General features: G+C 48.7%; 15 protein-coding genes. 7 read left to right on the top strand and 8 right to left on the bottom strand.

What is annotated here, in order from left to right:
- Positions 1 to 14: 14 nt before the first annotated feature.
- The 6 genes from PPG34_RS08480 to PPG34_RS08455 form a co-directional block, all read right to left on the bottom strand.
- On the bottom strand, positions 15 to 488 hold the full coding sequence (locus PPG34_RS08480; protein WP_313832781.1) for a PH domain-containing protein: 474 nt from the start codon (positions 486 to 488) through the stop codon (positions 15 to 17).
- A 66-nt stretch (positions 489 to 554) separates the two neighbouring features.
- The gene (locus PPG34_RS08475; RefSeq protein WP_313832780.1) at positions 555 to 842 is read right to left on the bottom strand and encodes a hypothetical protein; all 288 of its coding nucleotides are present in this window, start codon (positions 840 to 842) and stop codon (positions 555 to 557) included.
- Positions 843 to 851: 9 nt separating this feature from the next.
- A complete protein-coding gene (locus PPG34_RS08470) occupies positions 852 to 1,457 on the bottom strand; it encodes a c-type cytochrome (protein ID WP_313832779.1) in 606 nt (201 codons plus the stop codon).
- 29 nt (positions 1,458 to 1,486) lie between these two features.
- A complete protein-coding gene (locus PPG34_RS08465) occupies positions 1,487 to 1,942 on the bottom strand; it encodes a c-type cytochrome (protein WP_313832778.1) in 456 nt (151 codons plus the stop codon).
- Positions 1,943 to 1,988: 46 nt separating this feature from the next.
- On the bottom strand, positions 1,989 to 2,426 hold the full coding sequence (locus tag PPG34_RS08460; RefSeq protein ID WP_313832777.1) for a CBS domain-containing protein: 438 nt from the start codon (positions 2,424 to 2,426) through the stop codon (positions 1,989 to 1,991).
- 87 nt (positions 2,427 to 2,513) lie between these two features.
- Positions 2,514 to 2,945, bottom strand: a complete 432-nt coding sequence (locus tag PPG34_RS08455) for a CBS domain-containing protein (protein WP_313832776.1) — start codon at positions 2,943 to 2,945, stop codon at positions 2,514 to 2,516.
- A 916-nt stretch (positions 2,946 to 3,861) separates the two neighbouring features.
- Between PPG34_RS08455 and PPG34_RS08450 the strand changes: the two genes are divergently transcribed.
- From PPG34_RS08450 to PPG34_RS08420, 7 genes are all read left to right on the top strand, one after another.
- Positions 3,862 to 5,523 (top strand): FAD-dependent oxidoreductase, encoded by a 1,662-nt coding sequence (locus tag PPG34_RS08450; protein ID WP_313832775.1) that lies wholly within the window; start codon positions 3,862 to 3,864, stop codon positions 5,521 to 5,523.
- Positions 5,524 to 5,838: 315 nt separating this feature from the next.
- Entirely contained in the window at positions 5,839 to 7,269 is a 1,431-nt protein-coding gene (locus PPG34_RS08445) for a c-type cytochrome (protein WP_313832774.1), read from the top strand.
- A gap of 27 nt (positions 7,270 to 7,296) precedes the next feature.
- A complete protein-coding gene (locus PPG34_RS08440) occupies positions 7,297 to 8,529 on the top strand; it encodes a molybdopterin-dependent oxidoreductase (protein ID WP_313832773.1) in 1,233 nt (410 codons plus the stop codon).
- 19 nt (positions 8,530 to 8,548) lie between these two features.
- Positions 8,549 to 9,202 carry a c-type cytochrome gene (locus tag PPG34_RS08435; protein ID WP_313832772.1) on the top strand — a complete coding sequence of 218 codons (654 nt, stop codon included), beginning with the start codon at positions 8,549 to 8,551 and terminating at the stop codon, positions 9,200 to 9,202.
- Positions 9,203 to 9,255: 53 nt separating this feature from the next.
- Entirely contained in the window at positions 9,256 to 10,392 is a 1,137-nt protein-coding gene (locus tag PPG34_RS08430) for a hypothetical protein (RefSeq protein ID WP_313832770.1), read from the top strand.
- A 49-nt stretch (positions 10,393 to 10,441) separates the two neighbouring features.
- Positions 10,442 to 11,227: a sulfite exporter TauE/SafE family protein gene (locus PPG34_RS08425; protein WP_313832768.1), complete on the top strand. Its 786-nt coding sequence runs from the start codon at positions 10,442 to 10,444 to the stop codon at positions 11,225 to 11,227.
- A gap of 274 nt (positions 11,228 to 11,501) precedes the next feature.
- Positions 11,502 to 12,176 carry a type II secretion system protein gene (locus PPG34_RS08420; RefSeq protein WP_313832766.1) on the top strand — a complete coding sequence of 225 codons (675 nt, stop codon included), beginning with the start codon at positions 11,502 to 11,504 and terminating at the stop codon, positions 12,174 to 12,176.
- A 173-nt stretch (positions 12,177 to 12,349) separates the two neighbouring features.
- Here PPG34_RS08420 and PPG34_RS08415 read toward each other — a convergent pair whose 3' ends face one another.
- Both PPG34_RS08415 and PPG34_RS08410 read right to left on the bottom strand, forming a co-directional pair.
- A complete protein-coding gene (locus PPG34_RS08415; protein WP_313832765.1) occupies positions 12,350 to 15,427 on the bottom strand; it encodes an EAL domain-containing protein in 3,078 nt (1,025 codons plus the stop codon).
- The gene (locus tag PPG34_RS08410) at positions 15,424 to 18,615 is read right to left on the bottom strand and encodes a sensor histidine kinase, YfiR-like protein-associated (protein ID WP_313832763.1); all 3,192 of its coding nucleotides are present in this window, start codon (positions 18,613 to 18,615) and stop codon (positions 15,424 to 15,426) included. Before PPG34_RS08410 ends, PPG34_RS08415 begins: the two co-directional genes overlap by 4 nt.
- Positions 18,616 to 19,013 lie beyond the last annotated feature (398 nt).

Below are 19,013 nucleotides of genomic sequence, written 5' to 3'. Positions count from 1 at the left end.
TTTGATATTTTAGATTACGGAGACAGACCCTCTTTCTCTTCGTCAAGCGGTGGCCTTAACGCGTCAATTCGTGCTTTGATTACTTCAGGATCCCGAACCCCGCGAAATTGTAGCCGACGGTCTCCCCCAGAATCCTGAATGACAAGGGTTCCAATGCCAAGTTTTCCAGCGATAAAGCCTTGTTGGATGGAAATATCTCGGATCTGTTCGAGATTGATGGCATCAATTTCTTTCCCTGTGTAACCATTTTTAATTTCAACCTTCGCTGAAGTGACGAAATAGCGAGCCCAGTGGCGAATCACGAAGACACAACTCAGCAGAAAAATTGCCCCGGCAATCCACATTTCCCAAGTCGGGATTCCAAAATATAAAAACAAACCCGCACGTAAGGCCGAAAGGGCACTGAACAGGTAAAGCCACGTGAAGTGCTTCCAGGAGGGATATGCTTTCCAAAGAATGCGTTCACCTTTTGTAGTACTATCTAGCACTGAGTCAATTTCCTTTTGATTTGAGATCTCCAAGTATCTATAAAAGTTTTCATCTGGTTCCCTCTATTAAGGGCGATGCTTATGGGTCCGGGCGCTGGGGAGAGGAGCCAACTCTTCATGGAGCTTGGCTGTGGGACAGCTCAGATGCACTTCCATTGGTTGGCCTTCCGCATTTACACATTCAAATTGCCCAAATGTGATTTGCAGCGAGTGCCTTCCCGAATGATCACGTCCCACGGACATGAGATGCCATCCATCAATCAACGTTCCATCTGGTGCAAAAAGTTCCCACTCACACGGATCACGTCCTTCATGCACTCTGATTTTCACACACTTTTGTGATTTAGCATTCATCGCCTGCCCCTAGCGTTCCTTATGGTGACCCATACCCTGAGATTGGCAGTCACCATCCTGATGCCCTTGCATGCCGCGGCCCTGCATCATTTCTTGTTCTCCTTTACAGTCCGACCCTTGATGTCGTCCTTGACCTCCTTTCATTCCTGAGGCGCCATGCCGACCACCACCGTGCCCTCGCCCTCCTGCAAAGCTACGTTCGTAGAGCATGACTGACCAAATTTCTTCATCAGAGAGAAGTCCACTAAACGAAATCATGGCCGTGCCCGGTGAGCCATGCTTAATCACCCAAAATATTTCCCCTTCTGTGCGGTGCTTCCAAAAACCATGAGATTTAAAGACGCGGGGTGGAGGATTAAGGGTGGCAGCGCCAGGGCCATCACCCCGTCCACTCATGCCGTGGCAATTGAAACAGGTGCCCTTTCCCTCATACAAGGTCTTTCCTTTTGCAAGTATTTCTGGTGTTGCTTTAAGGGGATTAGTCAAGGCGCGTGCCTCGTCAAGTTTATCGGCAGGTACCCGAGGTTGCATCATATGTTGACCAGCTCCGAAAGCCGGAAGCATTATGAGAAACACACTCGTCATGCTCAGCAACACAATTTTTATCAAACCCATGTGATCCCCCACTTTTTTAAGGTTGTTAGTCACAACTTTTCACTAAATTTCACAAAAGTTCTGATGTACATGATGATTTGCCATGCATCTTTTTCCGCAAGATACATGGGAAGGAATGAAGCCATATCCGTGCCATGACTGCCTTCGGTGAGCACCCAAAATAATTCCCCATCTGTCCGAGCGGTTTGCCACTTAGGGTCGGTAAAATCTCGTGGAAAGGGGTATCTTGCTGTTGTAGGATCCACGTCAGAAGGTAGACCCGTGCCATCCTTCCCGTGGCAGGCAGCGCAAAATACACGACCCTCGTAGAGCGTTTTTCCTTGATCAATAGCCTCTTGGCTTGTCGTGAAAGGGTTCTTCAGCGACCTAGCTGCCATGAGTTCATCCGGTGGGACAATAGGAGGATACATATTTTCCTGAGCCCATCCGAGTGTAGAGACCTGTAGCCAAGACACCGCAATGAATATCACCAATTTCATGGACATGAGATTCGCTCCTTCTTTCAAAAAAAAACAGGGCTCACTTTCAAACTTAATCTTCGCCCTTAAACTCGCCACCTAATCCCAAACCAACCCAGGCCCGTAACAGATCATGTCTGGTGATGGTATAGGCCACTTCGCCATCCCGCTCGACCGGCAGATTTAACAACCGTTTATCTTCCATGATTTTTACGGCCTCTTTGATGGAGGTGGAGTCTGTGATGCTAATCCGGTCTTTAACCATGATGTCCTTGGCGGTGAGCGTATTTAAATTTTTCCCCGCTTCCAATGCGCGAAGGACATCATATTCACTAATAAATCCGACAAAATGGTTTTTCTCATCCACTACCGCTCCTCCTGGTGTATGTTCGGAGAGGAGCTCAACCGCGACGGCCATCCCGTTTTGGTTCTCTCGAAATTTCACTTCATTGGTTGGCACAATTTGACCTACGGTTTTATATCCACCTGCTGGAATCCCTTGAACAGTCATGCTTGCCTCCTTAGTAAAATGTGAATCCTGTACGCTAACCCATACTTTCTTTTTTCCAGTAGAAGGGATAGGCTTCAGTTGATTTGATTATGTACCGCCTTTTTTCCTATTCCCAGCACCAATCCATGCCCGTAGCAGGTCATGTCTGGTAATGGTGTAGACCACTTTGCCGTTGTGTTCGACCGGCAAGTTCAGCAACCGGTGATGTTTCATGACGTTGATGGCCTCCTGTATGGAGGCGGAATCTTCAATGCTGATACGGTCTGTCACCATAAGATTCTTCGCAGTCAAGGTGTGTAAATCCTTTCCTTCGTCGAGGGCTTTTATCAGATCAAATTCACTAATAAACCCCATCAGTTCATCGGACTCATTGACCACTACTCCTCCTGGCATATAGTGCGTCAAGAGTTCAGTGGCAATCGCCATTCCACTTTGGTCTTCTCGAAACTTCACTAGATTGGTTGGCACAATTTGACCGACAGTTTTGGCAAGTGCCACTGAAATCCCTTGAGTAGGCATGATGGCCTCCTTTTATTTTCCATTGAAACGTGATGCCTCTTTAGGGGCCTATTCCATATATCGTTCTTAGTTTGGTTGTGGAGATTGCACATTCATTGCTTATGGGAAGTTCACTATTTCATCCGGAAATTCTTGCCCCTTGTTAATCATTGTTTATGCCTTTTTGCTGACAAGTGTTTCTGTTCAGGCGGCTCAAATGAACAAAAGTCTTATCCTATTTTGATTTCCTTTGAATTCGCTTTGCCTTCCTTTGAAATTCCGTGGTGTCCTATATGCGCATAGCCAACACTCAACTCTGCGATCAGAACTCCCAAGATGATAGAAAAATTTTTAAAAATAGGTTGGCCTTCAATAAATCCCTCCAGTAATGAGTTAGAAATTTAGTTCCCAATGAAGTATCTTTGGCATAAAAGCTGGGGATAATAGCTCCTCCCTCCCCACTTTTTTGGTGTGTCTTGTTACTTTCTTTTCTCAATCATGTTTCTACTCCAGGCCTTTATCTTAAATAGTGAGCAAGATTGATGCCCAGTGGATGTTTGGCAAATCCCAATCAATTATTAATGAGTTTTGCTGTATTCGAGATCATGAAGAAATTTTTATAATGATGAATTTAGAGAGGTTGAGGAATTTTGGGTTCCGATTGAGAAGGTATGTGCGGCAAAGGGGGGCAAGGTTACAGCCTTGGTTTTAAAAGGATGGCCTTTAACTCGCCAATTTATTTATTGAAAAGTTCGAGTAGTAATAGTGGTACTTTAGTTGCTTATAAGAAGGGTTAGGTGATGGGGAAAGGTTCAGGACAGTTTGGTCTCCCAATCGAAGAAGAGATTCACGGGTTGTGATCTGTGGCAGGTGGTGGTTTTGGGGGTCTGAAAGAGGTATGGGTTTATTCACCGGTTGATTGATAATCCATAAGACTATGAGTTCCTTGAAAATTGTCATAGTCGGAGGGGTCGCGGGAGGTGCAAGTGCCGCAGCCAAAGCCCGACGTGTGAATGAATCGGCTGAAATAACCATGTTTGAACGTGGGCCCTATGTGTCGTTTGCCAATTGTGGACTGCCGTATTATGTCGGCAACACGATAGTGGACCGCAATGATTTGTTGTTGCAGACACCGGAAAAGTTTTGGAAACGGTTTCGGATCACCGTAAAAATTCGCCATGAAGTGTTGTCGATTCATCGTCCGGAGCGAACGGTAGCCGTGAAGAATCTTGAGTCGGGTGAAACGTTTGACGTGACCTATGACAAACTCATTCTTGCTCCCGGGGCAGGCGCGGTTGTCCCGGAGATTCCAGGAATTCATGCCCGCAATATCTTTACCGTTAAAACGGTTCCGGATTCCGATGCCATTAAACAATTCCTTGCGAACCATCGCGCGAAACGCGCGCTGGTAGTCGGTGGAGGCTTCATTGGCCTGGAAACGGCTGAGGCCTTAATGAATCTAGGCATGACGGTGACATTAGTGGAATTAGCGCCACAGATTTTGCCTCCCTTTGACAAAGATATGGCTATGTTAATGGCGGTACATCTCCAGGAACAAGGCGTGAACATCATTGTCGGAGATGCCGTGACGGTCTTTCACACAAAAGATGGGCTGGCTGAGGAAGCCGAATTGGAAAGTGGTACGCGATTGCCCTGTGATCTGGCTATTCTTTCCATAGGCGTACGTCCCGAATTGAAATTAGCGAAAGACGCTGGGCTCGCGATTGGCGAATCCGGCGGCATAGTGGTGAATGAATATCAACAGACCATAGACCCCAATATCTACGCGGCGGGTGATGCGGTGGAAATTGTGCACTTGGTGACTGGCAAACCCGCACGCATTCCTCTCGCTGGACCTGCCAATAAGCAGGGGCGAGTTGCTGGGGCAAACGCGGCCGGTGGCCATTTGAAATTTCCAGGTGCCATTGGAACTGCGATTGTGGAATCTCTGGGTATGATGGCGGCCAAGACTGGCCTATCGGAACGCGAAGCGCAATCGCAGGGGTTTAACTTTTTCGTATCCGTGACGCATCCGCTTGACCATGCGGATTACTACCCGGGAGCCGAAGCTCTCCATATGAAACTCATTGTGGAAAAGACGACGGGGCGACTTCTCGGCGCGCAAATCATCGGAGAGCAGGGTGTGGACAAGCGAATCGATGTCTTAGCCACCGCGATTAGCGCACGAATGACGGTCGAAGGTCTGGAACACTTAGATTTGGCTTACGCCCCGCAATTTAGTTCTGCCAAAGGGCCGGTAATTATGGCGGGGTTTGTGGCGGCCAATATTTTGCGGGGAGAGGTCCAAACCATGACTGGCGAGGAATTGCAGAAGAAACTTGCGGCCAAGGAGCCTCTTCAGTTGCTCGATGTTCGTACGCAGGCTGAATTTCATGAGACACATATTCCTCAAGCATGGCTTATTCCGGTAGATGAGTTGCGAGATCATCTGGATGATCTCGACCAGACGAAGGAAACTATCGTGTATTGTCGGGTTGGGTTGCGAGGATACCAGGCATGCAGAATCTTACTGCAGCATGGGTTTCAGAAAGTTTACAATCTCACGGGCGGGATATTGAGCTTTAATGGAAAAAAGTAATTTAGCGATTTTTTCCCCCTTTGTCTCAATTTCAGGTGCCCTTTCCCTTCCTCAATTGTTAAGTTAACACTGAACAGTTAAGGGTTAACGTTTCTGTTTTTCTACTCTTATTCCTTTCGTCTCCCATAGTATCCTCCCAAAATTTAAAGAAAAAATTTTGTAGGTTAAATAAAAATTTCCTGGCTTCATTTTTGCTGTATGAAAGGTATAGAGCAAATATTCACCTGAAAGTGATGAAAATCGCAACACATTGAAGTGAAACCTAGTGGGGAACTTATACACAATGATGGATAGGGAAGTATGGAGGAAACAATCATGAAGGTATTCTCGCATCGGGCCGGTAAAGGTTGGACAAACATGAGATTGGCATTGATGGGAAGTCTCGTTCTTATGTTGGGTTGTAGCACCAATCTGTGGGCAGCTGACGAACAACAGGCTGAAATGATGGTCAAGAATGTCTGCGCGACGTGCCATAAATTCCAGGGTGATCCGGAAAGCCGGTTTAATTTGAAAGCCCCCGACCTCATGTGGGGAGGAAGTAAATACCAGCATAAATGGTTGGTCGACTTTCTGATGGGCAAGGAAAAAATGCTCTATGTCAAGAGCTATCGGTGGGATCAGGGCTGGGAGCCGGATGTGCATATCAAGCTTCCTGAGGACCAAGCCGAAGCGATCGCCGCCTATTTGGAAAAACATTACATTGATCCACGAGTGAAAGTTGGCGCCTTTGATCTCACCAAGGTGACGAAAAAAGATTTTCAGGATGGGGCGTTCATTTATAAGGAACATGCGTGCATCGGATGCCACACGATTGAAGAAAATGGTCAGCTGGTGGGAGGACCCCAGAGCGTGGATTTATCTGAATCGGGAAGGCGATATAACCAGGATTGGCTATTTCGGTTTGGGATTAATCCGCAAGATTTCACCCCGCACAGCGGAGAATTTCTGGCAGATGCCACGGAACCTCAGCTCCGAAGCGTTATCGGATATTTAATGACGCTGGGCGTCCCCGATTTTAAATTTTATGAACCATGGAAGAGCCCAGAGTTTCAGATGGCAAGTGTGGATCGAGGAAAAGTCATCTACAAAGAATATTGCTCACAATGTCATGGCGCGACCGGAAAAGGAGACGGTCCAGGCGCTTCCGGATTAAGTCCCAAGCCGGCGATTCATGCGAACATGGCCTTTGATAAATTGCCCATGGAGTATCTCTACAATGTGATCTATCACGGTGGACGCAGCGTAGGGAAATCTACCAGCATGCCCTATTGGAGTCTCACCATTCACCAGCAAGGGGTGGCTGATGTCATTGCCTACCTGAAGGTGACTTTTAAGGGCTCACCGGAAATGGCCGCAGCGACCACCGGAGAGGGGCCGTCGGGCGTGTGTCCACAACCACGTAAAACAAAAAACGCCCCAGGTAACATTCGAAACATGACCAACCCGTTACCAGCGGATTCAACCAATATCAAAGCCGGGGAAACCCTCTTTCAGCAAACCGCTCAACCATTGGCCTGCATGAATTGTCATGGGGTGAAAGGCGATGGGAAGGGACCCATGGGGGGGGCTTTGAATCCGCATCCACGAAATTTCACTTGTGGCGAAACCATGAAAGATATTTCCGATGGACAGATGTTTTGGATTATTAAAAACGGGTCCAAGGGTACAGGCATGATGGCCTTTCCTATGATGCCGGATAACCAAATCTGGCAGTTAATTCATTACATTAGGACCTTGGCGAAATAAAGTTTCATGAAATCCGAGGGAACCCAAATGGATGAATGGCCTGTCGGAATCAGCCGTCGGAGATTTTTGAGGACAGGGGTGGCTCTTGGGGCTGTCGGACTCATCAACCCGAAGAGTCTGATGGCCAGCGAAGCGCCTTATGTAGATTTGCCGTTTGCTCGGGGCCGTCGTCCGCTCGTGGCATTTCCACAAAAGCGACCTTTAATGGTCATGACCACCAGACCTCCACAATTAGAAACGCCGTTTCATATTTTTAACGAACATATCTTTACACCAAACGATGCGTTTTTTGTTCGGTGGCATTTGGCAAACATCCCGGCCTCGGTTGATGTTCAGACATTTCGTCTTGCGGTACGAGGACGAGTGAATCAGACCTTGTCGCTCAGCCTAGAAGATCTCAAGAACAAATTTGAGCAAGTCGAAGTCGCGGCCGTGTGTCAATGTGGAGGCAATAGTCGTGGATTTTTTGAGCCGCGTGTGCCTGGTGGACAATGGGGAAACGGGGCAATGGGAAACGCCAAATGGGTAGGCGTTCGACTTCGAGATGTACTGGAAAGAGCTGGCATTCCTGAAGATGCCATGCACGTCCGGTTTGACGGACTCGATCAGCCTGTCGCGGACGTGACTCCGGATTTTAAAAAGTCATTGGATCTTGATGTTGCGATGCACCCTGATGTGTTGGTGGCGCATACGATGAATGGTGAGCCATTGCCATTGTTAAATGGCTTTCCTCTTCGACTGGTTGTGCCGGGATGGTATGCAACCTATTGGATCAAGATGCTCAGTGATATCGAAGTGCTCAATGAACCTGATCATAATTTTTGGATGGGAAAAGCCTATCGATTGCCAGCCGATCCCTGCGGGTGTATTCAACCTGGAGATTCCCTTACGCGTTCGGTTCCGATTGGAAAAATGACAGTACGCTCGTTTATCACGAATGTGACGCAAGGAGGAACGGTGCCAAGTGGAGTCTCTACGACTATCAAAGGTATCGCATTTGATGAAGGATATGGTATTGATCGAGTCCTCTTCTCATTAGATGGCGGGGTGCATTGGCAGACCGCTCGATTGGGTCAGGATTATGGCGACTATAGTTTCCGTCCATGGGAAGCGCAGTTTACCCCTGTGAGAGGCCAAACCTATACCTTGCAGTCGCTTGCGGTGAATCGGATAGGTGAATCTCAACGGTTCAGCGCACGATGGAACCCAAGCGGATATCTTCGTAATGCTGTGGAAACGCTGACGGTCAGAGGCGCCTAAGAAAGGAATGATAAATCGAATGCAAATATTCGTGATCATCGCGTTGATGGTGTTGGGGTTCTCGGTGAGCGTTGACGCTTTCAATAAGAAAGAACGTCAATCCACGATTACCTTTCCTTTAGATCCCATCACGTTTCAATCTGCGCCTGGGAGTCAAATAGCCACCTCATATTGTCTGATTTGCCATTCTGCGGAATATGTATACATGCAGCCGCCCCATCCACGCGAAAGGTGGGAGGAAATCGTTCTCAAAATGAAACAGGTGTTTGGCTGTCCCATTCCTGAATCTGACATTCCAGCCCTTTCGACGTATTTGGTCAGTCAAAATAAGATTCAGCCTCGGGTCGAATTGAAAAAAGTGAAAGCCGAACCCGCCTTGGAAGCTGTTCAGGAGAGCCCATCTTCCTCTGGTAATGCAAGCAGTGGAAAAAGAGTATTTGGCACGTATTGTGTGAATTGCCACGGACAATTGGGAAAAGGGGATGGACCCATTGGACAATCACTCGTCCCTCCAGCAGCAAACCTGACGCTGCTTGGGAAAAAATCAGATAATGAAATCCTGGATGCCATTCGAAAGGGGCGGCCAGGGACTGCTATGCCTTCGTGGAAAAATGATCTCTCCACTCAAGACATTCTTGACGTCCTTGCCTATATACGAACGCTTGCATTGTAAAAAGAAAAATTTCCCGCCTTGAGCTAAACGCCAAATCGCTTTATCGTGTAGGTATGGCCTTTGGCTCCCTTCCTGCAACCCCATCACTTACTCTCCCGGAATCCGATCCCCTCGTTCATGGATTTGTCATCCTGGCGTTTTTCGTGCATGCCATATTTATGAATTTGGTTGTGGGTGGAACCTTCGTCATGGTGATCACTGAGGCGATTGGGGTGGTCACCGCACGTGGTGACTACCGGCAATTGGCTAGCACCTTGGCTAATTGGCTTCCTGGATTTTTAGGGGTGGCGGTCGTGTTGGGAGTCATGCCATTGGTCTTCGTTCAGGTTCTCTACGGCCCATTATTTGCTCCCACGGTGAGTATTCTCGGAGACCATTGGATCGTGGCGTTTCTCGCAGCCATGGTGGGGTATGCCGGGTTGTATGGATATAGTCATTGGCGTGGATTTCTTGAACAACGACCGAGTCTTCAATTGGCACTGGGAGTTGGTATTTCAGTGATGTTCCTTGGGGTGGCGTTGGTGTTCGTCTCGGCCAGCGTGCTTATGCTTCATCCTGAACAATGGGAAAACGTACGATCGCAGGGGTTCTCAGCTGTGTTGAGCCTTCCTTCTCTCCTTCCCAGATATGGACATTTAATGTTGGCTGCAATGGCAGGCATGGGAATCTTTCTAGTGTGTTATGGGCTCTTTTTATCCCCGAGTGGTCAAGCTTTCAGGGACGAAGATCCAAAAGATCGATATGCGACGTGGGTAAGGCAATATGGCGTGGCTTGGACGTTGACCGGGGCCATTCCGCAGATTGTGGTAGGACCTTGGCTCCTTTTGTCCCTTCCTTCATTTGTTCGTGGAGATTTGGTGAGTGGGCAAAGTTTCGGGTCCCTCGCATTTTTTCTCGCCTTGACAGCGGCGTTATTGAGTCTGGTGTTACTCAATGCGGCATTGATGGTCCCACAAGCCCGAGGGTTGGCTATTGGTGGAATGCTGAGTTTGGTCGTGACGATGTGTTTGATGATGATTGTGCGCCATGCCGTGCGGGTGACGTGGTTGTCTCAGCAGTATGAAACCGCTGCCCTTGGGGCCAAAGACCAATGGACGGTTTTTTTCATTGTGGCCATCATGATGCTTCTAGGAGTCGGCCTGACGATCATCATGGTAAAAGCATATCAGAAGAGAGTGCGCGTGGAATGATGTTTGGTGACATGCCCGCATACGTTGTTGGAATGAACAAGGTTCTTTAATGGATCTGCAAACTTTCCTGGCTCTACTAACCGGTGGGGTGGTCGGCATAATCCTTGGGGCCACCGGCGCTGGCGGTTCGATTCTGGCGATTCCCCTGTTGGTGTATCTGGTAGGGGTCCCTGTTCAAGAAGCGACACTGACTTCCCTTGTGGTGGTCGGGTGTTCCTCCTTATTAGGGGTGTTAAGGAAAAATCGTGATCATCACGTGAAAGGAAGAGCCGCCTTGGTCTTTAGTTCAACGGGATTGTTAGGAGCCTGGGTTGGTGCCTTTGGGCATACATGGATTCAGGAAAACACGATCCTGCTTTTGTTCGGTGTCTTGATGGTTGGGGTGAGTGTCTGGTCGTTGGTGCGGAGAAATTTTCCCGTACCCGAACAAGTGGAGGGATGTGCCCGGGAATTTTCTCTGATGTGTGTGGGCCGGGCGTTGAGTATTGGTTTTGGGGTGGGAATCCTCACTGGATTTTTTGGCATTGGAGGAGGGTTTCTCATCGTCCCGGCGTTGATCGGGGTATTGGGCTTCCCGGCTCATTACGCGGTTGGAACGTCATTGATGATCATTGCGCTCACGACGGTGGGTGGCATTCTTGGTCACTTGGAAATTGCTTCGATGGAATTGGGACTGACGGCCATTGTGGTCGCGGGAAGCGTTTTAGGGATTTTTGCAGGAATCTCGTTGAGTAAGAAAATTGATCAGCGACGCTTTGCCACGGTATTCGGTATGATGACCGGCATCATTGGAACCGGAATGATTCTAGAAACCCTCCATCATGTTGTGTGGTAGGGTCGATAATTTTTAGAACTCCCCACCTCTTGCCATCATTCTTTACACTCCTTTCTTCCGTCTACAGAAAGACTTTTTTCGGTTCCCAAGCCACAGGTGTGGGCGGGACTTGTTGATGGTTGGGTCCTGACTCGCCTGAATAAATTGAAGATTTTCTCAGTCTGTCTCCTTAAGAATAGGAAGGAATAATCCGATGGGATGGCATACAAGTGTACCCTCATTCATTTCACGCACAAGGGGTAAATCAAAAATTTTGGGAAAGGTCGTAATGGATATGATGTGGAAGATTCGAAATCCTCACGGAATGACGATGATCGAAATGATCGGTGTCCTTGGCGTGATTGCGGTGTTAGCGGCCATGATAATTCCCCGTGTCTTTGATGTCATTACCGATTCGAAGATTGATGCGTTGGCGACGGCCACACACACCTATGAAATCGGTGTGACGAAATATTATGGGGATGTCGGTTCGCTGCTTCCGCTCGATTCGGTTGGTGTCCCGCAGGTAGAGGGCACGGGAGATTCAACGATCGAGACCTCCTTGGCGTCACGGTTGACCTTGAGTTCGACCGATCCACTTGTATTAGGCACCAACCTGTGGCCAAAATTTCAAGGTCCCTATTTGGAGAAATTCAATTCCTCTCTGCCCCCCGAGATCGGGACGAAAATGTTTCTTCCTACAAGCATTCCCGTCCCTCTCCTGACTCCCGTCACGCCCAGCAATATCGGCTGGGATCTCAAAGGGAATGATGGAAACAGCGATATCCCCACGGATGCTCATGTGGCCTTTTTCAAACTTCAGGGCATTGGAGAAGAGGATTTTCTGAAACTGGACAAAGTGATTGATCCGTTAATTGGAACGACCGATGCCGAGCGGAAACTCCGAGGCCGGGCCAAATGGGACGTAGCCAACGAGGGTACTCTCCTTCTGTATATAGCTCATCGATAGTAAAAATTCAGTTGCTGGTTGCTAGTCGCTCGTTGCTGGTAACCAGACAATCTCACCCGTCTTTCCTTCTCCCGTTTACGCAAACCACAATCCAGAAATATTCCTGAGAGAAACAGACGCAAGCCTAGAGACACGTCTTTTTTGCCAGCGACCAGCAACGAGCGACAATTTTTCTACGCCAGTATCAAGTCTGGGTGTGGAAGGAGAGCGGCGAATTGTGATTCGAACAATTGCACGATGGCATTGGCAGGAACCGCGGGGCTAAAAAAGTACCCCTGAATTTCGTCACAGCCCTGTTCTTCGAGATGGCGAAACTGTCCCTCGGTTTCGACGCCTTCGGCGATGACCCGAAGATCCAGGCTGTGGCCTAAGGCGATAATGGCTTTGGTGATCGACGCATCCTGTTCGTTGGTGGTGAGGTCTTTAATGAAGGCCTGGTCAATTTTAATCGTATCGAGTGGCAAGCGTTTAAGATAACTCAGCGAAGAATATCCGGTGCCAAAATCATCAATGGCTAATTTGATGCCCAACTTTTTCAGGTAGTGGAGGGTGTTCATGGTTTCTTCCACGTCTCGCATGACAATTCCTTCGGTCAGCTCAAGTTCAAGATAGCGTGGGTCGAGCAGACCTTCTTTCAGAACCTTGTCAATGGTCATGACCCAATCCTGATCTCGAAATTGCAAACTGGAGAGGTTGACCCCGATACGGATGGGAGGAAGGCCTTGTTCCTGCCATCGTTGGTGTTGCTGGCAGGCGGTGTGTAAGGCCCATTCTCCGATGGATTTAATCAGTCCAGATTCTTCGGCCAACGGAATAAAATCTCCCGGCGATACGATGCCGAGTTCCGGATGCTGCCAACGAATCAGGGCTTCCACTCCCACGATCTGTCTTTCTTGAATATCAATTTGCGGTTGATAGTAGAGGAGAAACTCCGACCGTTCGATGGCCTTATGTAAATTACTTTCCATGGTGAGCTTGGCGGAGGAAGACGCATTCATGTTTGGTGAAAAATAATGGCTGATATTGCGACCATTGTCTTTGGCATGTTGGAGCGCGACTTGGGCATTTTGGAGGAGCGTTTCCTCGTTGTTGCCATCGTTGGGATAAAGGCTGATCCCAATGCTAGTGGTGATAAAGATCTCTTGGCTTCCAATGTGAAAGGGTTGGGCCAGTCGGGCAATCACACGTCGGGCAACCTTGGCGGCGTTTTCCACCGATTTGAAACTGGTGAGCAGAATAGTAAACTCATCACCCCCAAATCGGGAAATCGTCGTCGAGGAGTCGGTTTCGTTATGTCGGGCTACCGCATCAGTCCGGCGAATTGATCGAAGTAATCGTTTCCCAATTTCCTGGAGGAGCAGGTCTCCGGTGCGATATCCCAGGGTTTCATTAATGCGCGTAAACCGATCGATGTTCAGCAGCAAGATAGCCAGGGGTTGATTCTGTCGCTGGCTGGTGGCGAGAGATTGCTCCAGTAACGTGTGAAACATCAGCCGATTCGGAAGATTCGTGAGCGTGTCGTAATGCGCGAGGGTGTGAATTTGATATTCTTTGTATTTGCGTTCGGTAATGTCTTGAATGACACCGGTGATTTGAATGGGTCTCCCGAGATCATCGAGAATCAGTTCGCCTAATTCGGAAATGATTCGTTCTTGGCCCTCTTCACCCACGAGTCGGTACTCCAGGCTATAGGATGTTCGGGCATTCAGGGCCTGTTGAATGGTTTGGTTGCGGTCTTCACGATCATTGGGGTGAATGGCTTGGACAAATTCTTCATGGGTGCCGGTGAAGCTGGTAAAGGTTTCGCCAAGTAATCGGCGGGTTTCCTCTGAAATATGGAAGGTGGAGGAGCTTAAATCCCATTGCCAGTAACCAAGTTGGGCAATCTTTTGGGCTTGAATCAGTTGATTTTGACTTTCTCGAAGGGCATCGACGGCTTGTTTCCTATCTAGCAAGTGGCCGACTTGACTGCCCACGGCTTGAAATAAGGCCAATAAATCCTCATCAATTTTTTGAGGGGTTCGACTAAAAAACTCCATGATGGCCACGATGGATTTTCCCGCCATGATCGGAAAACCAAACGCACTAGTGAGTTCTGAATGGTCGAAGGATTCCCATTCGAGGAAACCCTTCGCGGCGTGGAGTTCTTCAACCCACTCTGGATTTCCCGAGGCCCACACCTGTCCGGCTAAACCCATGCCGAGGGGAATGGAGGTGTGTTGGCAGTGGTCAATGAACGAGACGAATTGTGGTGACGAAGGCGACCGAGCATCCAAAAACGTTAAAAACGATTTGTCCTGGCTGGCTTTCCAGATAATGCCCAAATCCCAGTTCAAAATGTGACAAATGGATTCCACAATGCGAGGAAGCGCTTCATCAGCATTCGGGCATTCGGCCAGAATTCTGGTGATCGTATAATGGGCCCGTTCCCGGCGCTCCATGGCGCTTTTGGCGCTGATATCTCGAAAGACCACAACGGCTCCGGTAATCTGATCGCCGAGTTTCGTGGGCGTGCAGACGTATTCGACCATCAATGGAGTATGATCTTTCCTGAAAAAGATTTCCTCTGAGCTTCGGTGGATTCTTTGGTCCACCAGAGGAAGATAGATGGGTATGGTGGAAAGGTCATGAGGGTGGGAAAGCTCCATGGTCTGGGACAACAGCTTATGGATGGGTTCACTCAGAAGTTCGCCCTGCTCATACCCGAGCAATTGGGAAGCCGATGTATTCATGAATGTGATTCGTCCAGAGGTGTCTAAGCCACAAATGCCTTCCCCAGCCGAGTTTAGAAGCAACTGTGTTTGGTGATTCAGGCGGAGGATTTCTTCTTGAGCGCGCTTGCGCTCTTTTTCATCCCGGTGAGCCCGAATCAAGAAGTTAATTCGATGGGGAAGGAGTTCCCAGTTAATAGGTTTGGTGAGAAAATCTGAGGCGCCGACTTCAAATGCTTTTCTGATGGACTCAACATCATCATGCCCTGTTGCCATGAGCACCGGTATTTGTTCATACCCTGGAATGCGGCGTAAGGCCTCGCAGACTTCAAATCCTGACTTACCGGGCATGGTCACATCCAGAAGGATGAGGTCGGCTTTCATTACACCCAAGATGGCCAGGGCTTGGTTGCCATCCTCCGCTTCTTCGACTTGGTAGCCCACTCCACCCAAGGCTTCACTGACAAGAAGACGAATCGTGGGATCATCATCCGCAACGAGAATCACGGAGCGTGCAAACTGGGAAGATGAAATGTTCATACAGTTTCCTTTGTGACCCGGGCAGCCAAGATCGGTTGTACGGTTTCGAATTCCAGCCGAATCTCTTTGAGCATCGATTCTGTTTCCATGATGGTGTGAGAGGACCGGACAAGTTGCTCTAAGGCTTTGCATTTTCCCGACAATCGCAGGGCTCCGATATTGGCGCTGCTGGATTTTAGAGCGTGGGAGGCCTGAAGGAGCAAGGACGAGTCTGCGGTCTGAAGGCCGTCCTGGAGATCGGCTAAAAGTTTCGGCGAATGTGTCAAAAATTGTGTGAGTACTTTCCCGACAAGATTTGGGGTGTTGGGCTGTTGTAGGTTTCGAATTCGAGCAAGTGCTGATTCATCTAATACCTCTCCCTCCATCGGCGAAGCCTGCGACGAGTGACCAGATGAAGGAGGCCTATTCTGTTCCTGCTGAAACGAATTTCCGTTTGCTAGTGATGGCGGTAACCATTGACGTAATTTGTTTTGTAGTTGGTCAAGGGAAAAGGGTTTGGGCAGGACATCATCCGTACCGGCCTCCAAGCAGGTCTGTCGATCTTGTGCAGAGGTATGGGCCGTGATGGCAATAATAGGTAAATGGGATTGGTGTCGTGCCTCGACGCCTTGTTCCCGGATTTCCAACGTCGCAGCAAGCCCATCGAGTTCTGGCATTTGCCAGTCCATGAGGACGAGGTCGAACGCTTTGCGGGAGAGGGCTTTCACGGCCTCCACGCCGTTATTGACAATCTCCAGTTGACAGCCCAAACGGTCAGCCATGGCTTTAACGATTTCTTGGTTGACCTCATGATCTTCCGCCAACAGGATAGAAGCTGAAGACAATGAGGTGTGATTCTCAGGAGGAGTGAAATTTATAGCTGAGTCGACCAAGGAGGGTGAGTGTTCTCTCAATGCTCGAAACTGTTCATACAGATCCTGCTGACGAATAGGTTTGAGCATTTGTCGGTGGAGGCCAGCGAGTGAAGCTTGGTGAAGGTATTCCTCCGATGTGTGCCAAGGAGTCAGAAGGACGAGTGGGATGTCTGAAAGGGAGGGAAGAGATTTGATCTGTTTCGCCAAAGCAATACTGTCAAGATCCGGAAGAGTGTCGTCAATGAAAATCCCGGCAAATAAGTGGGGCAGAGTTGGGGACTGGTGCAAACGGTCGAGGACTCGTTCGCCACTTGAGGCTGATTCTGCATGAACACCCCATAAAGAGGCCATATCCTGAAAAGCCAATTGGGCCCGATGGTTGTCTTCAATTAAAAGTACTCTGAGGCCTTCGAGCGAGCAAGAACTCTGATCTGCCAAAGTTTGAGAGGTTCCCTGGTATAGAGTGATCGTAAATAGAAAAGTGGTGCCTCTCCCTTCATGGCTCATAACAGAGATGTGGCCGCCCATGAGTTCCACGAGTTGTTTCGCAATTGTCAGGCCCAGGCCAGTTCCGCCAAACTTTCGGGTGGTTGAACCGTCGGCCTGGGAGAAAGAGTCAAAGATTCGGGATTGGGCTTCATCGGGAATGCCCATGCCGGTATCCTCGACTTCAAATTGAATTTCCAGAGTCTCTCCTTCGGTGTGGTGAAGCGAAGCATGTACGTATATTTCTCCAGAAGCGGTGAATTTGATGGCGTTGCCAACGAGGTTGGTGAGAATTTGTCGAATTCGCCCAGGGTCGCCCTGCACGGCATTGGGAACCGTTGGCTCAATATGGCAAATGAGTTCAAGCTCTTTTTTTTGAGCGGGTTCTGCAAACAATTGTACGGTATCTTCAATGGTTTGATGAAGAGAAAAGTCGATGGTTTCCAATTCAAGTTTTTGAGCCTCGATTTTGGAAAAGTCCAAGATATCATTAATGATGCCGAGTAAATGCTGTCCTGACCGATGCAGGGATTCGGTAAATTGCCGCTGCTTTGGCGTTTGGGTGGATTGGAGTAAAAGTTCAGACATGCCCAAGAGGCCGTTCATTGGTGTACGAATTTCGTGGCTCATGTTGGCGAGAAATCGCGATTTGGCATGATTGGCTTGTTCGGCCTTTTGCATAGCCTCAAAGAGTGCCGCCTCAAATCGCTTTTGTTCTGTGATGTCCCGGATGGTCATCACCATGCCGATGACGAGACTGTCGGAATCACGAATAGGCGCACTCAGATATTCCACGGGAAACGGAGTGCCATCTTTTCGCCAAAAGACGTCATGTCCTTCAGATGACAGGGTCGTTTCCTTGGTGACTTGATGGAGTTGACAATCCGGTTGAGCGCAAGGTGTATCGTTGGCAGAGTGTTCATGGACGATGTGGTGGAGGTCTTGGCCCTGTAATTCTTCGGGTGGCCATTGCAACATGTACGAAGCTGCGGGATTCGCAAACGTGATTTCCCCCTGGTTGTTCAGCCCAATAATGCCCTCTCCTGCCGTTTTCAAAATCAATTCTACTTGTCGGTGTAAACGTTCGAGTTCCGAGGTGCGTTGAGCCACGAGGTCTTCCAGAGCCTCTTGGTGATCCTGTAATTGCCGGTCTCGATGTTGGATTTGGTCCAACATGTCATTCACGCCATCAATCAACGTGCCAATTTCGTCTTGGCTGTCCTTTTGCTCACGAAGGGAATAGTTTTTTTCCGTGGAGATTTGGTGGGCTAACTTGGTGAGTCGCAGGATGGGGGCGGAGATCAGTGCCTGTAACCGATTGGAAAGGAGAAAGGCAAAGAGACAGGAGGCAAAGATAATGCCCATGACAATCGTGCCAAACGCGATCCAACGTTCAAAGGCAGGTTCTAAACTTGCCTGAAGATAAATCGTTCCGACGCGTTCTCCCTCGTGAATAATTTCTCGAACAAGATCCAGGGTCAGAAATTGAAAATCTTTTACCTCAGTGGATAAGAGGGAAATTGAGGAATCGTGGAGTGTAGGATAATAGGTGGCGACCAAAGATCCATCTTGGGCATACATGGCGGCCTTAATGATGCTGGGTTGATATCGAAGAGTCTGTAACGTTTTGGAAGCGGCATCGGTGTCCTGCTGTTGTAGGGCCGAGGTGCTGTTGGCACCAATGATGTCAGCTTCAACCGAGAGCTGCTGTGACAGATCCTCTCGATAGAGCAAAAGGTCATACAGGACAATCACAGCACAGGCCAGGATTAATGCCCCGCTGCATGTCACCATGATAATGCTGAGAAGTTTGTGACGGAGAGAGAAATTTTTGAATGGTGTGATCATGGGCAGAGATATTCCACCACTTTTTCATAATGAGCATTCACGTAGCTTGCCGCCAGTACTGAATAAATACGCGTAAGAATTCCCTCCGTAGGTGTCCCTGTGGAGCTAGGGGAAGCCACCATCGTTCGTTTGTTCCATGGATTGTATGAATAAATATATTTCTGGTGTGTTGTCGGGATTTTTTAAAGGTTTCTTTATTGACGGCAGGAAGAGGGCCAGGAGTCTGGTCGGACAAGTCCGGGAACGTAAGTCCCCAAATCCACGGGGAAAAGGCCAAAGGGGAAAAGGGGTTGAGTGCAAGCAATAAACGGAACAAAAATCTATAGAACTATTAATATTTTTCCTCAGGTGACCGAAGTAGCCAGGGATGAAGTACATCGAGTCTCATTGTGGGTCAA

This window comes from Candidatus Nitronereus thalassa (genome assembly GCF_032191465.1).
Lineage (GTDB): Bacteria > Nitrospirota > Nitrospiria > Nitrospirales > UBA8639 > Nitronereus > Nitronereus thalassa.
This window is presented reverse-complemented; position numbering and strand designations above follow the sequence as displayed.